Origin of the sequence: Rhizobacter sp., from assembly GCF_031412075.1 — a bacterium.
GTDB lineage: Bacteria > Pseudomonadota > Gammaproteobacteria > Burkholderiales > Burkholderiaceae_C > Rhizobacter.
Genome location: NZ_JANOCG010000046.1, coordinates 1 through 14,639, shown reverse-complemented (window position 1 = coordinate 14,639; position 14,639 = coordinate 1). Strand labels below are relative to the sequence as shown.

At 66.7% G+C, this 14,639-nt stretch carries 16 protein-coding genes; 10 read left to right on the top strand and 6 right to left on the bottom strand.

Features of this window, described 5'->3' with window-relative positions:
* Position 1 precedes the first annotated feature (1 nt).
* Entirely contained in the window at positions 2 to 886 is an 885-nt protein-coding gene (locus tag RMO40_RS01670; protein WP_309715388.1) for a LysR substrate-binding domain-containing protein, read from the top strand.
* Positions 887 to 904: 18 nt separating this feature from the next.
* A complete protein-coding gene (locus RMO40_RS01665; protein WP_309715385.1) occupies positions 905 to 1,759 on the top strand; it encodes a 23S rRNA (adenine(2030)-N(6))-methyltransferase RlmJ in 855 nt (284 codons plus the stop codon).
* A 28-nt stretch (positions 1,760 to 1,787) separates the two neighbouring features.
* Here the strand turns inward: RMO40_RS01665 and RMO40_RS01660 are convergent, their stop codons facing one another.
* Positions 1,788 to 2,372, bottom strand: a complete 585-nt coding sequence (locus RMO40_RS01660) for an SRPBCC domain-containing protein (RefSeq protein ID WP_309715382.1) — start codon at positions 2,370 to 2,372, stop codon at positions 1,788 to 1,790.
* 50 nt (positions 2,373 to 2,422) lie between these two features.
* On the opposite strand from RMO40_RS01660, the gene RMO40_RS01655 reads away from it, so the two are divergent.
* On the top strand, positions 2,423 to 3,631 hold the full coding sequence (locus tag RMO40_RS01655) for a CoA transferase (RefSeq protein ID WP_309715379.1): 1,209 nt from the start codon (positions 2,423 to 2,425) through the stop codon (positions 3,629 to 3,631).
* Positions 3,628 to 5,262, top strand: coding sequence for an ATP-binding protein (locus RMO40_RS01650; protein ID WP_309715376.1), 1,635 nt, complete (start codon positions 3,628 to 3,630; stop codon positions 5,260 to 5,262). Before RMO40_RS01655 ends, RMO40_RS01650 begins: the two co-directional genes overlap by 4 nt.
* Before the next feature lie 9 nt (positions 5,263 to 5,271).
* On the opposite strand, the gene RMO40_RS01645 is transcribed toward RMO40_RS01650, so the two are convergent.
* Complete coding sequence (locus RMO40_RS01645; protein ID WP_309715374.1) at positions 5,272 to 6,009, bottom strand: helix-turn-helix domain-containing protein; 738 nt, start codon at positions 6,007 to 6,009, stop codon at positions 5,272 to 5,274.
* Between the two features lie 129 nt (positions 6,010 to 6,138).
* On the opposite strand from RMO40_RS01645, the gene RMO40_RS01640 reads away from it, so the two are divergent.
* From RMO40_RS01640 to RMO40_RS01625, 4 genes are read left to right on the top strand one after another with little or no spacing between them, the layout of a single operon-like run.
* Positions 6,139 to 6,561, top strand: coding sequence for a YiaA/YiaB family inner membrane protein (locus RMO40_RS01640; RefSeq protein ID WP_309715371.1), 423 nt, complete (start codon positions 6,139 to 6,141; stop codon positions 6,559 to 6,561).
* 2 nt (positions 6,562 to 6,563) lie between these two features.
* Positions 6,564 to 6,971, top strand: coding sequence for a hypothetical protein (locus tag RMO40_RS01635; protein ID WP_309715369.1), 408 nt, complete (start codon positions 6,564 to 6,566; stop codon positions 6,969 to 6,971).
* A gap of 38 nt (positions 6,972 to 7,009) precedes the next feature.
* Complete coding sequence (locus tag RMO40_RS01630; RefSeq protein WP_309715390.1) at positions 7,010 to 7,741, top strand: DUF2145 domain-containing protein; 732 nt, start codon at positions 7,010 to 7,012, stop codon at positions 7,739 to 7,741.
* A 37-nt stretch (positions 7,742 to 7,778) separates the two neighbouring features.
* Entirely contained in the window at positions 7,779 to 9,674 is a 1,896-nt protein-coding gene (locus RMO40_RS01625) for an MFS transporter (RefSeq protein ID WP_309715366.1), read from the top strand.
* 1 nt (position 9,675) lies between these two features.
* Here RMO40_RS01625 and RMO40_RS01620 read toward each other — a convergent pair whose 3' ends face one another.
* On the bottom strand, positions 9,676 to 11,199 hold the full coding sequence (locus tag RMO40_RS01620) for an AAA family ATPase (protein ID WP_309715364.1): 1,524 nt from the start codon (positions 11,197 to 11,199) through the stop codon (positions 9,676 to 9,678).
* 18 nt (positions 11,200 to 11,217) lie between these two features.
* Positions 11,218 to 12,345, bottom strand: coding sequence for a tRNA guanosine(34) transglycosylase Tgt (gene tgt / locus RMO40_RS01615; protein WP_309715361.1), 1,128 nt, complete (start codon positions 12,343 to 12,345; stop codon positions 11,218 to 11,220).
* An 84-nt stretch (positions 12,346 to 12,429) separates the two neighbouring features.
* Here tgt and RMO40_RS01610 point away from each other — a divergent pair, with 84 nt between their 5' ends.
* Together RMO40_RS01610 and RMO40_RS01605 are read left to right on the top strand one after the other, a co-directional pair.
* Positions 12,430 to 12,654, top strand: coding sequence for an AbrB/MazE/SpoVT family DNA-binding domain-containing protein (locus RMO40_RS01610; protein ID WP_309715359.1), 225 nt, complete (start codon positions 12,430 to 12,432; stop codon positions 12,652 to 12,654).
* Entirely contained in the window at positions 12,651 to 13,037 is a 387-nt protein-coding gene (locus RMO40_RS01605; protein ID WP_309715356.1) for a type II toxin-antitoxin system death-on-curing family toxin, read from the top strand. The genes RMO40_RS01610 and RMO40_RS01605 overlap by 4 nt, the downstream gene beginning before the upstream one ends.
* A 17-nt stretch (positions 13,038 to 13,054) precedes the next feature.
* On the opposite strand, the gene RMO40_RS01600 is transcribed toward RMO40_RS01605, so the two are convergent.
* The gene (locus RMO40_RS01600; protein ID WP_309715354.1) at positions 13,055 to 13,996 is read right to left on the bottom strand and encodes a helix-turn-helix domain-containing protein; all 942 of its coding nucleotides are present in this window, start codon (positions 13,994 to 13,996) and stop codon (positions 13,055 to 13,057) included.
* An 11-nt stretch (positions 13,997 to 14,007) separates the two neighbouring features.
* Positions 14,008 to 14,639, bottom strand: a 632-nt coding sequence (locus tag RMO40_RS01595) for an L-iditol 2-dehydrogenase (protein ID WP_309715351.1), incomplete at its 5' end; no start/stop codon positions are given.

The following is a 14,639-nucleotide window of genomic DNA, read 5'->3' as shown; positions in this document are numbered from 1 at the left end:
TGTGCGCCTGGCCGAAGCCGGCACGCTGAGCGCCGCAGCGCGCCAGCTGAACCTCACCCCGGCCGCCGCCAGCGCCGCGTTGAAGCGCCTCGAAGCCGCGCTCAAGGTGCGCCTGGTCGAGCGCTCCACCCGCTCGATGCGGCTCACACCCGAGGGTGAGCTGCTGCGCGAGCACGCCGAGCGCGCCCTGGGGGTGCTCGACGACGCCCGCTCGCTGCTGGGCGCTCAGCGCGAGCGGCTCGAAGGCGAGGTGCACCTGGCCGCCCCGTCCGACTTGGGCCGCACGGTCCTGAGCCCCATGCTCGATACCTTTCTGGCGCGCCACCCCGGCCTGAGCATCGCGCTGCACGTGAGCGACGTGCGGCACGACCTGCTGCGCGAGCGGGTCGACATCGCGGTGCGCTACGGCGAGCTGCGCGACTCCACCCTCGTCGCCCGACCGCTCTGCACCACCCTCAGCACCCTCGTCGCTTCGCCCGACTACGTGTCGCGGCACGGCGCCCCGCAACACCCCGACGAGCTGGCGCAGCACAACTGCCTGACCCTGCACCGCTCGGAGCGCCCGCACCTGATGTGGACCTTCGTGCGCGACGGCGCCGAGCACACCGTGCGCGTGCAGGGCAACCGGCGCGCCGACGATGGCGCCCTGGTGCGCGAATGGGCGGTGCAAGGCCTGGGCATTGCGCAGAAGGCGCGGCTCGACGTGCTGGCCGACCTGCGCGCCGGCCGGCTGGTCGAGCTGATGCCGCAGTGGCAGGGTCAGCGTTACCCGCTGCATGCCATCGTGCCCACCCAGCGCCACCTGCCGCTGCGTGTGCGGCGCCTGCTCGACGAGCTGGTGCTGCAGTTCTCGCAGCTTGAAGAGGACAATGCGGCCTTCCCCTGAAGCGCTCACACACAGACCATGCTCGCCTACCGACACGCCTTCCATGCCGGCAACCACGCCGACGTGCTCAAGCACGTGATGCTCACCCGCGTGCTGCGCTACATGAACCAGAAGCCCAAGCCCTATCGCCTGGTCGACACGCACGCCGGCGCTGGCGGCTACTCGCTCGAAGGCCAGTACGCGCAGAAGAAGGGCGAATACATCAACGGCATCGGCCGCCTGTGGGAAAAGGAGAAGAGCGGCGACGCCCTGCCCGAGATCGTGGCCGACTACGTGGGCCTGGTGAAGCAGTTCAACCCCGACGGGCTGATGGAGCAGTACCCCGGCTCGCCGGCGTTTGCGCAAATGCTGCTGCGCTCGCAAGACCAGCTGCGCCTGTTCGAGCTGCACAACACCGACCACCGCATCCTCGCGTCTTACCTCGGTGAAACCAAGGGCGCCGAGGTCTACAACACCGATGGCTTCGAGGGCCTCAAGGGCCAGGTGCCGCCCTCGTCACGCCGCGGTGTGGTGCTGATCGACCCGTCGTACGAAGGGCACAACGACTACCCGCGCGTGATCGCCACGCTGCGCGAAGCGCTGCTGCGTTTTGCCGAGGGCGTGTACATGGTCTGGTACCCGCAGGTGAGCAAGCTCGAAGCGGCGCAGCTGCCGCGCCGCCTGGAGGCCGTGGCGCCCAAGGGCTTCTTGCATGTGCGCATGACGGTGCAGCAGCCCGACCAGCAAGGCTTCGGCCTCGCGGGCAGTGGCATGTTCATCATCAACCCGCCCTACACGCTGCACGACGAGATGCAGGCGGTGATGCCCTACCTGATCGAGGTGCTGGGGCAGTACGACGGGGCCAACTACAGCATCGAGCAACGGGCGGCTTGACGCCCGTTCGACAACCCCGGCCGCGTAGTCACTTCGCCGCGGCAGGGGCCGCAGGGGCCGCAGGTTTGGCGGCGTGCATCTTCTTGAGCATCTCCATCCAGGAAGACCAGTCGACCGGCCCGCTCTCGTGGCGCTTCTTGAGGTTGCCAAGCACAGCGCCCCAGGCCTTGTCGAAGTAGGCGTAGGCCTGATCCCACTCGCCGCCCTCGCCCCAGCCAGTGTGGTGCAAGGTGACGCGGGTCGATTGGCCATCCACATCAAACAAGCGCACCACGACGAAGGTGCGCTGCTTGCGTGCTTCGGCCAGGTGCGGCGGCGCGTTCCAGTCGAAGCTCAGCATCTTCATCGGCTGCAAGGCCAGGTAGCGCATGGTGTCGGCGCCTTTCGTACCGGGGGCACCGAGCGGGTCCATGTGGATGTGGAAGGCGCCGTCGACCCGCGCGTCGATTTCGGCTTCGGGCGCGAAGAAGGATTCGATGCCGGCTTTTGTCGTCCAGCTCTGCCAAACGCTGGCCACTGAAGCGGGCACCAGCACCTCTTTGTTGAGAGCGCGTTCTTGCGCCCAAGCGCTCAACGCCGACAGCAAAAAAGCACACACAAACAGTCGGCGCATGGCGTTTGTTCCGGTGAATTGAGCGAGGCTCAGACACTAACATCGCGCCCATGCCGCCTCAAGCCACTGCTGCCGTGAACGGCCCACTGTCGGGCCTCAAAGTACTGGAGCTGGGCCAGCTCATCGCCGGCCCCTTCGCTGCCAAAACCCTGGCCGACTTCGGCGCCGAAGTCATCAAGATCGAGCCGCCCGGCAGCGGCGACCCGCTGCGCCAGTGGCGCTTGCTGCACAAGGGCACCAGCGTGTGGTGGCAGGTGCAGTCGCGCAACAAGAAGAGCGTGGCGCTCGACCTGAAACAGCCCGAGGCGCGCGACATCGTGCGCCGCCTCGCCGCCGAGTGCGACGCGCTGGTCGAGAATTTCAAACCCGGTGTGATGGAAGCCTGGGGCCTGGGCTACGAGGCGCTCAGCGCCACCAACCCTGGCCTGATCATGTTGCGCATCAGCGGCTACGGCCAGACCGGGCCGTACAAAGATCGCCCCGGCTTCGGCGTGGTGGCCGAGGCCATGGGCGGCCTGCGCCACCTCACCGGCGAACCGGGCCGCGTGCCGGTGCGCGTGGGTGTGAGCATCGGCGACACGCTGGCGTCGTTGCACGGCGTGATCGGCATCTTGATGGCGCTGCACCACCGCCATGCCTCCGGACGCGGTCAAGTCATCGACGTGGCCTTGTACGAAGCCGTTTTCAACTGCATGGAAAGCCTGTTGCCCGAGTACAGCGCCTTCGGTGCCGTGCGTGAGGCAGCGGGCTCCGCCCTGCCCGGCATCGCCCCCAGCAACGCCTACCCTTGCGCCGATGGCTGGGTGCTGGTGGCCGGCAACGGCGACAGCATCTTCACGCGGCTGATGACCACCATCGGCCGCGCCGATTGGGCCCACGACCCCACGCTCGTCGGCAACGCCGCGCGTGTGGCACGCGTGGCCGAGATCGACGCCGCCATCGGCGACTGGACCCGCACGCGCACCGTCGCGGCCGTGCTCGACGCGCTCAACGCCGCCCAGGTGCCCGCCGGCCGCCTGTACACCGCACGCGACATCGCCGAAGACCCGCACTACCAGGCGCGCGGCATGATCGAGCGCATCACCTCGGCCGATGGCTTGTCGCTCGACGTGCCCGGCATCGTGCCCAAGCTGAGCGCCACACCAGGGCGCATCACGCGGCGTGCACCGACCCTCGGCGAAGACACGCAGGCCGTGTTGCGCGAGCTGGGCATCACGCCCGAGCAAGAGGCCGGCTTGCGCGAACGCGGGGTGTTGTGAACGCCAGCTACCCGCTGTTTGCCATCTCCGGCTTGGCCCTCGCAGCGGTGACGATCGCGGGGCTGGTCTGGTGGCGCGCACGCTCGCCGCAGCACGCGGACGACCGCTTCGAGTCGACTCAAGCGCCCAGCGGCACCGACTACGAGCAGCTGTTCAGCCTGAGCCCGCACCCGATGTTCGTCTACGACGCCGAGACCCTCGGCTTTCTGGAAGTGAACGGCGCCATGCTGCGACGCTACGGCTATTCGCGCGACGAGCTGATCAAGATGAGCCTGGTCGACATCCGCCCCCCCGAAGACGTGCCGGCGATGCAGGCCATGGTGCGCGAGGTGCAAAAAAGCGCGAGCACCGCCGTGCCCGGCATCTGGCGCCACCGCCGCAAAGACGGCTCGACCTTTCACGTGCGCATCAGCGGCCACGACCTGCAATACGCCGGCCGCCGCGCGCGCATGGTGCAGGTGATCGACGTCAGCGCCGAGGTGGAGCTGCAAGCCGAGCGCGAGCAGATGATCGCCAAGCTGCAAACCTCGCGCGAGTGGCTGGCCACCGCCATCAACGCCGGGCGCATCGCCTTGTGGGAGCGCGACCTGCAGGCCCACACCTTCGTGCTGGGCGGGCGCTGGGCCGACATCCTCGGCACCACGGCGCAGGCCTACGGCCCGGTGACGGAGCAGACCTTCGTCGACCTGTGCCACCCCGACGACCTGCCGCGTGTGGCCCGCCGATTCAGGGACTACCTCCAAGACCCCAGTGAGCCCTATGCCGATGAGTTCCGCGCCAAACACTTTCAGCTCGGCTGGATCTGGGTGCTCAGCCGCGGCAAGATCGCCGAGCGCAGCTCCGACGGCCGCGCACGCCGCGTGGTCGGCACCTATGTCGACATCTCGCAGCTGAAGGCCGCTCAGTCAGCGCGCGAGCAGCAGCAGGCGGCCGAGCAGGCAAGCGCGATGAAGTCGCAGTTTCTCGGCCGTGTGAGCCACGAGCTGCGCACGCCGCTGAATGCGGTGATCGGCTTTTCGCAGCTGATGCAGCTCGACGAGCACACACCGCTGACCCCGCAGCAGGCCGAACGCACCGCACACATCGAACGCGCCGGCCAGCACCTGCTGGGCCTGATCACCGACCTGATGGACCTGAGCCGCGTCGAGCTTGGCGCGGTGGAGTTGCAACCCGTGGCCATCAACGCGGTAGCGCTGCTGGAAGACAGCCTGGCGATGGTCGACACCCAGCTGCGCGAGCGCCAGCTCAGCCTGGAGCGCCACATCGACCCCACCGTGCCGCTGGTGATGGCCGACCCGTTGCGCCTGCGCCAGTGCCTGCTCAACCTGTTGTCGAACGCCATCAAGTACAACCACCCGCAGGGCGTGGTGCGGGTTGGCGCGCGGGCGGGCGACTTGGGGCAGGTCGAGCTGTCGGTCTGGAACAGCGGCGCCGGCATGACGCCGCAACAGATGGAGCGGCTCTACGAGCCCTTCAACCGCCTCGGCCGCGACGCGAGCCACGGTGAAGGCACCGGCATCGGCCTGGCCATCAGCCGCCAGCTGATCGAGCGCATGGGCGGGCAGATCAACGCGACAAGCGTGGCCGGCGCCTGGGCGCAGTTCACCGTGAGCTTGCCCGCCGCTGTTTGACGCGGGCGCTCAGCCCTCGCGCTTGAAGTCGCGGAACGCACCAAACAACCACGAGCGCATGCCCACCACCAGCGTGTACGGGCGCTTCTGGTCGGGCGGCAGTTTCTGGTCGGCCAGGTGCTGCTGCGCAAAGTCTTGGCCCACCCGCTGCAGCCGCTCGGCAAAACTCGCCGCCAGGCTGCGACCCACCTGGCCGTGCACCAGCATCAGCATCTCGCCTTCGGCGTCGAAGCCGCCGCTGAAGTAGTCGGCCGCCACGTCCTTGCGAAAGTAGCCCATCACCGGGCCGTGCGGGCGCCAGCGAAAGGTCTTGCTCACCTGCAGGCGGTAGCGGTTCATCGGCCGCAGCTCGATGATGCCAAGCTTGTCGAGCGCGGCAAGGTACTTCACGCACTCGGCGTCGGTGAAGGTGTAGGTCGCGACGATCTGCTCGAAGGTCCACTGGCTCAGGCAGCAGGTGGCCATCAGCAGCAGGCGGCGGTCGGCGACCACGGCCTTCTCCTGCTCCAGCGTGAGCTCGCGGCGCAGCGGTTGGGCGTCGGCGATCTTGCGGGCGAGCTCGGCGAAATCCATCTTCAACACGCGCAGCACGTCGTCGATGCGCGAGAGCGGCATGTCGGCCTTCGCAAAGATGCGCTTGATGCTTGACTCCGACATGCCCAGTTGCTCGGCCAGTTGTGCGTAGTTGATGCCAGCGGCCTTCAGTTCGGCCTTCAGCGCAGTGACCAGATCCAGCGTGGTGCTCATGCGTCTCCGCTCCAGAAGTACCGCCAGACGATACCAGCCCGCCAGCGCCGTACCACCTTGCCGGGAGCGCTTGATACCGAAGCACCGTCTCACGAAGATCGCGCCGTGTTCAACCACTTCGAGAGATTCATGCACACCCCTGCCCCCATCCGCCAAGACACCAAAGCCTGGAAGCTCCAGGTCTGGGTCTCGTTCGGTCTCGCCGCCCTGCTCTGCGGTACCGGCCTGGCCTACCTGCCGGGTGAAGACCTGAACCGCGCATTCATGGTGATGGGCTATGTGTTCTGCCTCTCCACCGCGTTTGCGTTGGCCAAGTTCGTGCGCGACAACGAAGTGCGCGTCTCTGGCCGAACCCGTGACACGCCGATGTGGGGCCTGGTCGTGTGGGGCGGCTTTGCGCTGGCGATGGGGCTCACCGGCTGGGGCCTCTGGCGCATGGAGGTCAACCCGACCTACAAGGCCTACCTCGGCGTGTGTTGGTTGTTCCTGATCTCCAGCGTGTTCACGCTGGCCAAGACCTTGCGCGATGCGCACGAAGCCCAAGGAGAGTGAGCATGATGATGAAACGCCTGATCCTGTCGAGCCTGTTGTCTCTGTCCTTGACGGCACAAGCGCACTCGCCCAACGCCTCGGACGCGAGCGCTCTGTCGATGCTGCCGATCGCGGTGTCGGTGGCGGCACCGGCGATGTTCCTGTCAGCCGGCGCGATGCTGACGGTGGTGGCGGTCGAAGCCTCGGCCACCGGCGTGGTGTGTGTGCTGGAGCGCGCCTCCGACGGCGCGCGCGCCAGCGTCACGCTCAGTGCGCAGGCCGCTGGTGGTTTGTCGGTGGCCGCAGGCACGGCGGTGGTGGTCACTGCCTTCAGCGCCGGCTGGGTGCTCTCGGCCGCCGGCCGCGCCATCGCCTACATCCCCAACGAGATCGGCGCCGCGCTGCTCTACAACGAACGGGTGACGCGGTGATCGCGCGCTGCATCACCGCGTTGGCCCTCGCCGCGTGCATGACGCTCGCCTACGCCGGCCGCTCGTGCGAGCCCAAATCACCTGAAGCACGCAACGTGGCCCGCGCCATGGTGCTGGCCGAGCACACCGCCCGCATGCTCGACGCCAGCGGCGCGCAGGTGGTGGTGCTCGCGCGCGCCGGGCAAGACCTGAGCGCCTACGGCCTGCGCTATTCGCACCTCGGCCTGGCCTACCGCGACGGCGACCACTGGCGAGTGGCCCACAAGCTCAACCAGTGCGGCAGCGCCGTCGCGGCGATCTACCGCCAAGGCCTGGGCGAGTTTTTTCTCGACGACCTGCACGACTACCAGGCCGGTGTGGTGATCCTTCGCCCCGATGTGCAGGCCGCGCTGTGGCCCGCGCTGCAAGACAACCAGCGCCTCGCGCAGCTGCACACGCCGCGCTACAACATGGTCGCCTACCCCTGGGCGCAGAGTTACCAGCAGTCGAACCAGTGGGCCATCGAAACGCTGGCGATGGCGGTCGATGCCAACGCGACCAACCGTGCCCGCGCACAAGCCTGGTTGCAGCTGCAGGGCTACCAGCCGAGCACGCTGCACATCTCGGCCTTCAAACGCCTGGGCGCACGCATGACCGCCGCCAACGTCGCCTTCGACGACCACCCCAATCACAAACGATTCAGCGATCGCATCGAAACCGTCACGGTCGACTCGGTGTTTACGTGGCTGAACCGCAGCGGCATCGGCGGGCCGGTGCAGGTGGTGAGGTAGATTGCGCCGGCACTAGAAGACAACCGGAGGAACCCCCTTGAGCCACCCTGAACACCCGAACCAGTTTGCCCTGCTGACACAGCGCCGTTTTGCGCCCTTCTTCTGGACGCAGTTTCTCGGCGCTGGCAACGACAACCTGTTCAAGTTCGCCTTCACCGTGATGGTGACGTACCAGATCCAGGTGAGCTGGCTGCCGCCGGCCATGGCGGGGCTGGTGATCGGCGCGCTGTTCATCTTCCCGTTCCTGCTGTTTTCGGCCACCAGCGGGCAGCTGACCGACAAGTACGACAAGACCAAGATGATCCGCTTCGTGAAGTGGTTCGAGATCGTGGTGATGGTGATCGCGGCCTACGGCTTCATGCAGGCCAACGTGCCGGTGCTCCTGGCCTGCGTGTTCCTGATGGGCCTGCACTCCACGCTCTTCGGCCCGGTGAAGTTTGCCTACCTGCCGCAGCACCTGAGCGAGCGCGAGCTGACCGGTGGCAACGGCATGGTGGAGATGGGCACCTTCGTCGCCATCTTGCTGGGCAACGTGGTGGGCGGCCTGCTGATCGCCATTCCCCAGGTGGGCGCGCAGTACATCGCCTGGTCGTGCATCGGTGTGGCGCTCTTGGGCCGTGTGCTCGCGCAAGCGGTGCCGTCCACGCCGGCCACCGACCCGGGCCTCAAGATCAACTGGAACCCATTCACCGAAACCTGGCGCAACCTCAAGCTTGCGCACGAAAGCCTGGCGGTGTTTCGCTCGCTGCTAGGCATCTCGTGGATGTGGTTCTTCGGTGCGGTGTTTTTGTCGCAATTCCCTTCGTTCGCCAAAGACGTGCTGCACGGCGACGAACACGTGGCCTCGCTGCTGCTGGTGGTGTTTTCCATCGGCATCGGCATCGGCTCGCTGATGTGCGAGATGCTGTCGCGCCGGCATGTGGAGATTGGCTTGGTGCCGCTCGGCGCCATCGGCATGAGCATCTTTGCGATCGACCTCTACTTTGCGTCGCGTGGCCTGCCGGCTTCGGCGCCTTTGACAGTGAGCCAGTTCATCGCGCAGCCGGCGCACTGGCGCGTGATGGCCGACCTGATGCTGTTGTCGCTCTTTGCCGGCATCTACAGCGTTCCGATGTATGCGCTGATCCAGCTGCGCTCGCAGCCCAGCCACCGCGCCCGCATCATTGCTGCCAACAACATCTTGAACGCGCTGTTCATGATCGTCAGCTCGGTCGGCGTGGGCCTGCTGCTCAAGTTCGACTTCACGATCCCGCAGGTGTTCCTGATCACCGGCATCTTGAATGCCATCGTGGCCTTCTACATCTTCATGCTGATGCCCGAGTACCTGCTGCGCTTCATCGCCTTCCTGGCCACGCGCCTGGTCTACCGTTTCAAGGTGCGCGGTGATGAACACATCCCGACCCAAGGTGCCGCCATCCTGGTGTGCAACCACGTGAGCTTCGTCGATGCGGTGCTGCTGATGGCCGCGAGCCCGCGGCCCATCGCTTTCATCATGGACCACCGCATCTTCCAGATCCCGGTGCTGGGTTGGTTGTTCAAGCTGGGCAAGGCGATCCCGATCGCGCCACAGCGTGAAGACCCCGCCGTCTACGAGCAGGCTTTCGCCCGCGCCCGCAAGGTGCTGGAAGACGGTGACCTGGTCTGCATCTTTCCCGAGGGCGCGATCACCAAGAACGGCGAGCTGGGCGAATTCAAGGGCGGCGTGATGAAGCTGCTGGAAACGCACCCGGTGCCAGTGGTGCCAATGGCGCTGCAAAACTTGTGGGGCTCGTTCTTCTCGCGCGTCGAAGGCAATGCCATGACCAAGCCCTTCAGGCGCGGTCTCTTCAGTCCGGTGGGGCTGGTGGCGGGCGAGGCGGTGGCCGCACCCCAGGTCACACCCGAAGGCCTGAAGCAGCGTGTGAGCGCGCTGCTGGCCGACAAGGTGGTGTGACTCAGTCGGCGCTGACGGTGCGCCCCGCCGCCCAGGCGCGCAGGGCCGACACGGCTTCGGCGCGTGTCACCGACAGCGGCTTGGTGCGCCGCAGCTCGGCGCCCACGTGCGTGGCATCGGCCTGCGTGTTGGCGGCGTGGGCTTCGTAGCGCGAGGCCACCACGGCAGCCTCGATCTCGGCGCCCGAATAACCTTCGCTGCGCTCGACCAGCGCCTGCAACGCCACCTCGTTGAAGCCCACCTTGTGGCGGCCGAGGTGGATGCGGAAGATGGCTTCACGCACCGTGCGGTCGGGCAGGTCGACGAAGAAGATCTCGTCGAAGCGGCCCTTGCGCATCAGCTCGGGCGGCAGGCTTTCGATGTCGTTGGCGGTGGCCACCATGAAGACACTCGAGCGGCGCTCGGCCATCCAGGTGAGCAAGGTGCCGAGCATGCGTTTGCCGGCACCGGTGTCGCCGTCACCACTGCCGCTGGCCAGGCCCTTCTCGATCTCGTCCATCCACAACACACACGGTTGCATTGCATCAGCCACGCGCAAGGCTTCGCGCAGCTTGCGTTCGCTCTCGCCCTGGAACTTGTCGAACAGCGCGCCAAAATCCATGCGGAACAGCGGCAGCTGCCACGACGAAGCAATCGCCTTCGCGGCCAGGCTCTTGCCTGCGCCTTGCACACCCAGCAGCAACAAACCGCGCGGCGGCGGCAGGCCCGACGCTTCGGGTTGCAAGAAGGGCACGCGCCGCGCGGCCAGCCACTTCTTGAGCGCCACCATGCCGGCCACGTCGTTCATCGAGGGCAGGCGCTGCTCGAAGACCAGCAGCTCGGCCACACCGAGCGACTCGTTCTTGGCCGACAACACCGTGGCCAGATCGGCGGCCGTGATCTGCCCGTCGCTCAAGGCCAGGCGCACCATGTGGCGCACCGCGGCCTCGGGCAAACCGACCATGTGGCGCAGCAGCGATTGAAGTGTCTCGCGGCAACCCGACACGTCGCGACCCGACTGGCCGCGTAGGCGGCTCATTTCGGTGGTGAACACCTTTTGCACCCGCTCCAGCGTCATCGGCTCCACCTCGAAGCGGCTGCTGAAAGGTGAGAGTTCGGCGGGCAGGTCGAGGTCGTGGCCCACGAGCACCAGCTGGCGGCCGTCTTTTTCGCACTTGAGCGCCAGCTCTTTCATCGCGCGGGTGATCACCGGGTTGCTCAGGTAGGGGTGCACGTCGAGCAGCAACACGATGGCCGCGGCGTCCAGGCGCTCGATCTGCGCCAGCGCCTGCGGCAGCTCCTTGGTGTCGCTGGACGTGTTGCCGCTGTCGTCTTTCTTGCCGAAGTCGAGCAGGCTCAGCTTCAGGCCATGCGCCACCCGCAACCCGCGGCTGACCGACCAGCTCCACACCTCGCGGTCGGTGCGCTTGGCCACTTCGGCAAACAGGGCCAGCACACGCGGCTCTTCGTGCGTTTCGATCACCAGCACCGGGGTGCGGGTGGAGAGCAGGTCGAGCAGGGCTTGTGTCTGGGCGGGTGTGGGCATCGGGGTATCGAGCCTTCGCTAAACGCCGCGTGCGCGGTCGGCCTTGAACTGCAGCGCAAACGCCGCGAAGCGCCCCTGGTCGAGTGCCTCGCGCACCTCGCGCATCAGGTTCACGTAGTAGTGCAGGTTGTGGATGCTCGCGAGCATCGGGCCCAGCATCTCGCCGCAGCGGTCGAGGTGGTGCAGATAGGCGCGGCTGAAGTTCTTGCAGCAGTGGCAGCTGCAGGTGGGGTCGACCGGGCTCTCGTCGGTCTTGTAGCGCGCGTTGCGCAAACGCAGGTCGCCGAAGCGGGTGAACAGGTGGCCGTTGCGTGCGTTGCGGGTGGGCATCACGCAGTCGAACATGTCGACACCGGCGCCCACGCCTTCGACCAGGTCTTCGGGGGTGCCCACGCCCATCAGGTAGCGCGGCTTGTGGGCCGGCAGCCGGTGCGGCGTGTGGGCCATGATGCGTTGCATCTCGTGCTTGGGCTCGCCGACGCTCACACCACCGACCGCGTAGCCCGGCAGGTCGAGCTCGACCAGCGAATCCAGTGACTCCTGCCGCAGGTGCTCGAACATGCCGCCCTGCACGATGCCGAACAGCGCGTTGGGGTTCTCCAGACGCGTGAACTCGGTGAGGCAGCGCCGCGCCCAGCGCAGGCTCAGCTCCATCGACACACGGGCTTCTTTTTCAGTGGTGATGTGGCCCTTGGTCTCGTACGGGGTGCACTCGTCGAACTGCATCACGATGTCGCTGTTGAGAATGCGCTGCACCTGCATGCTCACCTCAGGCGTGAGAAAGAGCTTGTCACCGTTGACGGGCGACGCGAACTTCACACCCTCTTCGCTGATCTTGCGCATCTCGCCCAGGCTCCACACCTGGAAGCCGCCGCTGTCGGTCAGGATGGGTTTGTTCCAGGCCTCGAAGCGGTGCAGGCCTCCGAACTGGCTGAGGATGTCCAGCCCCGGGCGCAGCCACAGGTGGAAGGTGTTGCCGAGGATGATCTGCGCGCCCATCTCTTCGAGCGACGAAGGCATCACGCCTTTCACTGTGCCATAGGTGCCCACGGGCATGAACACCGGCGTTTGGACCACGCCATGGTTGAGGGTCAGGCGGCCCCGGCGGGCTTGAGCCTCGGTCTTGAGAAGTTCGAACTGCAGCATGTGTGGATTGTGGCAGCGCAGGCGGGTTGCCAAGCGGCGCGGGCGCTCGTAATATAACGCTTGTTATAACCTCTTGGAGCCGTCATGCAAGCACTCAAACTGACCCAGATTGGCAATTCGGTCGGAGTGATCCTGCCGAAGGAAGTTCTTGCCCGGCTCAAGATCGAGAAGGGCGACGTGCTGTACCTGACGGATACACCCGATGGCGTGGCGCTGACGCCTCTCGACCCGAGCTTCGAGGAACAGCTTTCGCTGGGCCGCGAATTCATGCGTGAGTTCCGCGACACCTTCCGCGCGTTGGCGAAATGAGCTGGCGCTGGATCGACAAGCGGCTGCTGATGCTGCTGCACGACGAAAGCCTGGCCGACCACGGCGGTGCATCGGGCCTGCGCGACGAAGGGCTGCTGGATTCGGCCCTCGCCCGCCCGGAAAACCTGGTCGCCTACGGTGAAACACCCGACTTGGCAGACTTGGCCGCGGCCTATGCCACTGGCTTGGCGAAGAACCACCCGTTTGTGGACGGCAACAAGCGTGCGGCGTTCCTGTCGATCGGTTTGTTCCTTGGCCTCAACGGCCACCGGCTGGTGGCTCATCAGGCCGAAGCGACCGTCGCCATGTTTTCGCTGGCTGCCGGAGACTGGCGCGAAGCCGAGCTGGCCGCCTGGATACGCGAGCACGCTCAACCGCGATAGTGCGGCCACAGGCCACCTCAGGCGTGCACGCTGCCGCCGAAGCGGTGGTCGGCCTGGCGGCGAAACTCGCTCGGGGTGATGCCCTTGATCTCGAGAAAGCGGCGGTTGAAGTTGGCCACGTTGTTGAAGCCGACTTCGTAGCAGATGTGGGTGACCTGCCGGTCTGTTTCCATCAACAGCTGGCCGGCCCGGTTGACGCGGATGCGGTTGACAAAATCGGTGAAGGTGTTGCCGGTGGCGCGGCGGAAGAAACGCGAGAAGCGGCTCTCGCTCATGCCCAGCTCGGCCGCCAGTTCGGCCGCCGACAGCGGCAGCGCAAAGTCGCGCGTGATGCGGTTGACGAGGGTGTTGACCTGGTCGGCTCCGGCGTCGTCGTCTTCGCCCTGCATGCGCACGCCCGAGAGCAGCCGGTAGTCGGTGCAGCGCGCCAGGTCGCTCAGGTACGCACAGAAGGCCGCCAGGCGCTGCAGGCCACGCGACGCCTTCACCGCGTGCCAGTGCTGCAACGCACGCTCAGACAAACCGAAGAACTCGATGCCGTTGCGTGAACGCTCCAGCAGCGCCATGGCGTCGGCCAGCTCGGGAATGCCTTCGGCCGCGCGGGCGATGGGGCCGTGCGCAAACTGGATCACCAGGTCGCGCTCGGCCACGCCGCCTTCGGGCACGTCCATCGAGATCCAGTTGTGCGGCAGCCGCGGCCCGCACAGCACCAGGTGGCCGGGCTGGAAAGGCCCGATCCAGTCGCCCACGAAAGCCTTGCCCGAGGTGGCGGTGATCAGGTGCAGTTCGTACTCGTCGTGAAAGTGCCAGCGTGCAAGCGGTGTCGGGAAGCCATGCGCAATGCAGCGCATCAATCCGGGCGCGGCCGGCGCTTCGTAACCGAGCAGGGGCGAGCGCGCGTAGTCGTTCTCCAGCTCGGGCTGGCGCTGGCGGGGCGGTGCAGGTTCACGCGCGGGCATGGGCGAATCTTTCAGGACATGACGTTGCCGCCATCCACATTCAAGGTCTGGGCCGTGATGTAGCGGGCCTCGTCGCTGGCGAGAAAGATGGCCGCACCGGCAATGTCGCTGGGCTCGCCCATGCGACCGAGCGGCACGGCCAGGCCCACGGCCTTTTTCTTCTCGCCGATGGCCAGATTTTCGTACCTTGCAAAAAGGGCATCCACGTTCGCCCACATCGGCGTGTCGACCACGCCCGGGGCAATGCCGTTGACGCGGATGCCGTGCGGCGCCATCGCCAGGGCAGCGCTCTGGGTGTAGCTGATCACGGCCGCCTTGGTGGCGCAGTAGTGCGACACCAGCGCTTCGCCGCGGCGGCCCGCTTGCGAGGCGAGGTTGATCACCGAACCCCTCACGCCGGCGTCGACCATGCCCTTGAGCACCGCCTGCATCACGAAGAACATGCCCTTCACGTTGACGGCGAACAGCCGCTCGTAGCTGGCCTCGCTGCTCTCGAGCAAGGGCGCCAGGTCGAACACGGCGGCGTTGTTGAACAGCACCTCGACCGTGCCGAAGCGCCGGTGCGCGCCGGCCATCATGGCCTCGATGGACGCGGCTTGGGTCACGTCGGCCTGCAGGTACTGCGCACGATCGGGGTGGCGGG

Coding starts and splice junctions, on each gene's coding strand:
- RMO40_RS01620 (WP_309715364.1), bottom strand. CDS start 11,199: ATGCCCACACCCGCCCAGACACAAGCCCTGCTCGACCTGCTCTCCACC.
- RMO40_RS01630 (WP_309715390.1), top strand. CDS start 7,010: ATGACGCTCGCCTACGCCGGCCGCTCGTGCGAGCCCAAATCACCTGAA.
- RMO40_RS01660 (WP_309715382.1), bottom strand. CDS start 2,372: ATGCGCCGACTGTTTGTGTGTGCTTTTTTGCTGTCGGCGTTGAGCGCT.
- RMO40_RS01600 (WP_309715354.1), bottom strand. CDS start 13,996: ATGCCCGCGCGTGAACCTGCACCGCCCCGCCAGCGCCAGCCCGAGCTG.
- RMO40_RS01665 (WP_309715385.1), top strand. CDS start 905: ATGCTCGCCTACCGACACGCCTTCCATGCCGGCAACCACGCCGACGTG.
- RMO40_RS01605 (WP_309715356.1), top strand. CDS start 12,651: ATGAGCTGGCGCTGGATCGACAAGCGGCTGCTGATGCTGCTGCACGAC.
- RMO40_RS01610 (WP_309715359.1), top strand. CDS start 12,430: ATGCAAGCACTCAAACTGACCCAGATTGGCAATTCGGTCGGAGTGATC.
- RMO40_RS01635 (WP_309715369.1), top strand. CDS start 6,564: ATGATGATGAAACGCCTGATCCTGTCGAGCCTGTTGTCTCTGTCCTTG.
- RMO40_RS01645 (WP_309715374.1), bottom strand. CDS start 6,009: ATGAGCACCACGCTGGATCTGGTCACTGCGCTGAAGGCCGAACTGAAG.
- RMO40_RS01655 (WP_309715379.1), top strand. CDS start 2,423: ATGCCGCCTCAAGCCACTGCTGCCGTGAACGGCCCACTGTCGGGCCTC.
- RMO40_RS01640 (WP_309715371.1), top strand. CDS start 6,139: ATGCACACCCCTGCCCCCATCCGCCAAGACACCAAAGCCTGGAAGCTC.
- tgt (WP_309715361.1), bottom strand. CDS start 12,345: ATGCTGCAGTTCGAACTTCTCAAGACCGAGGCTCAAGCCCGCCGGGGC.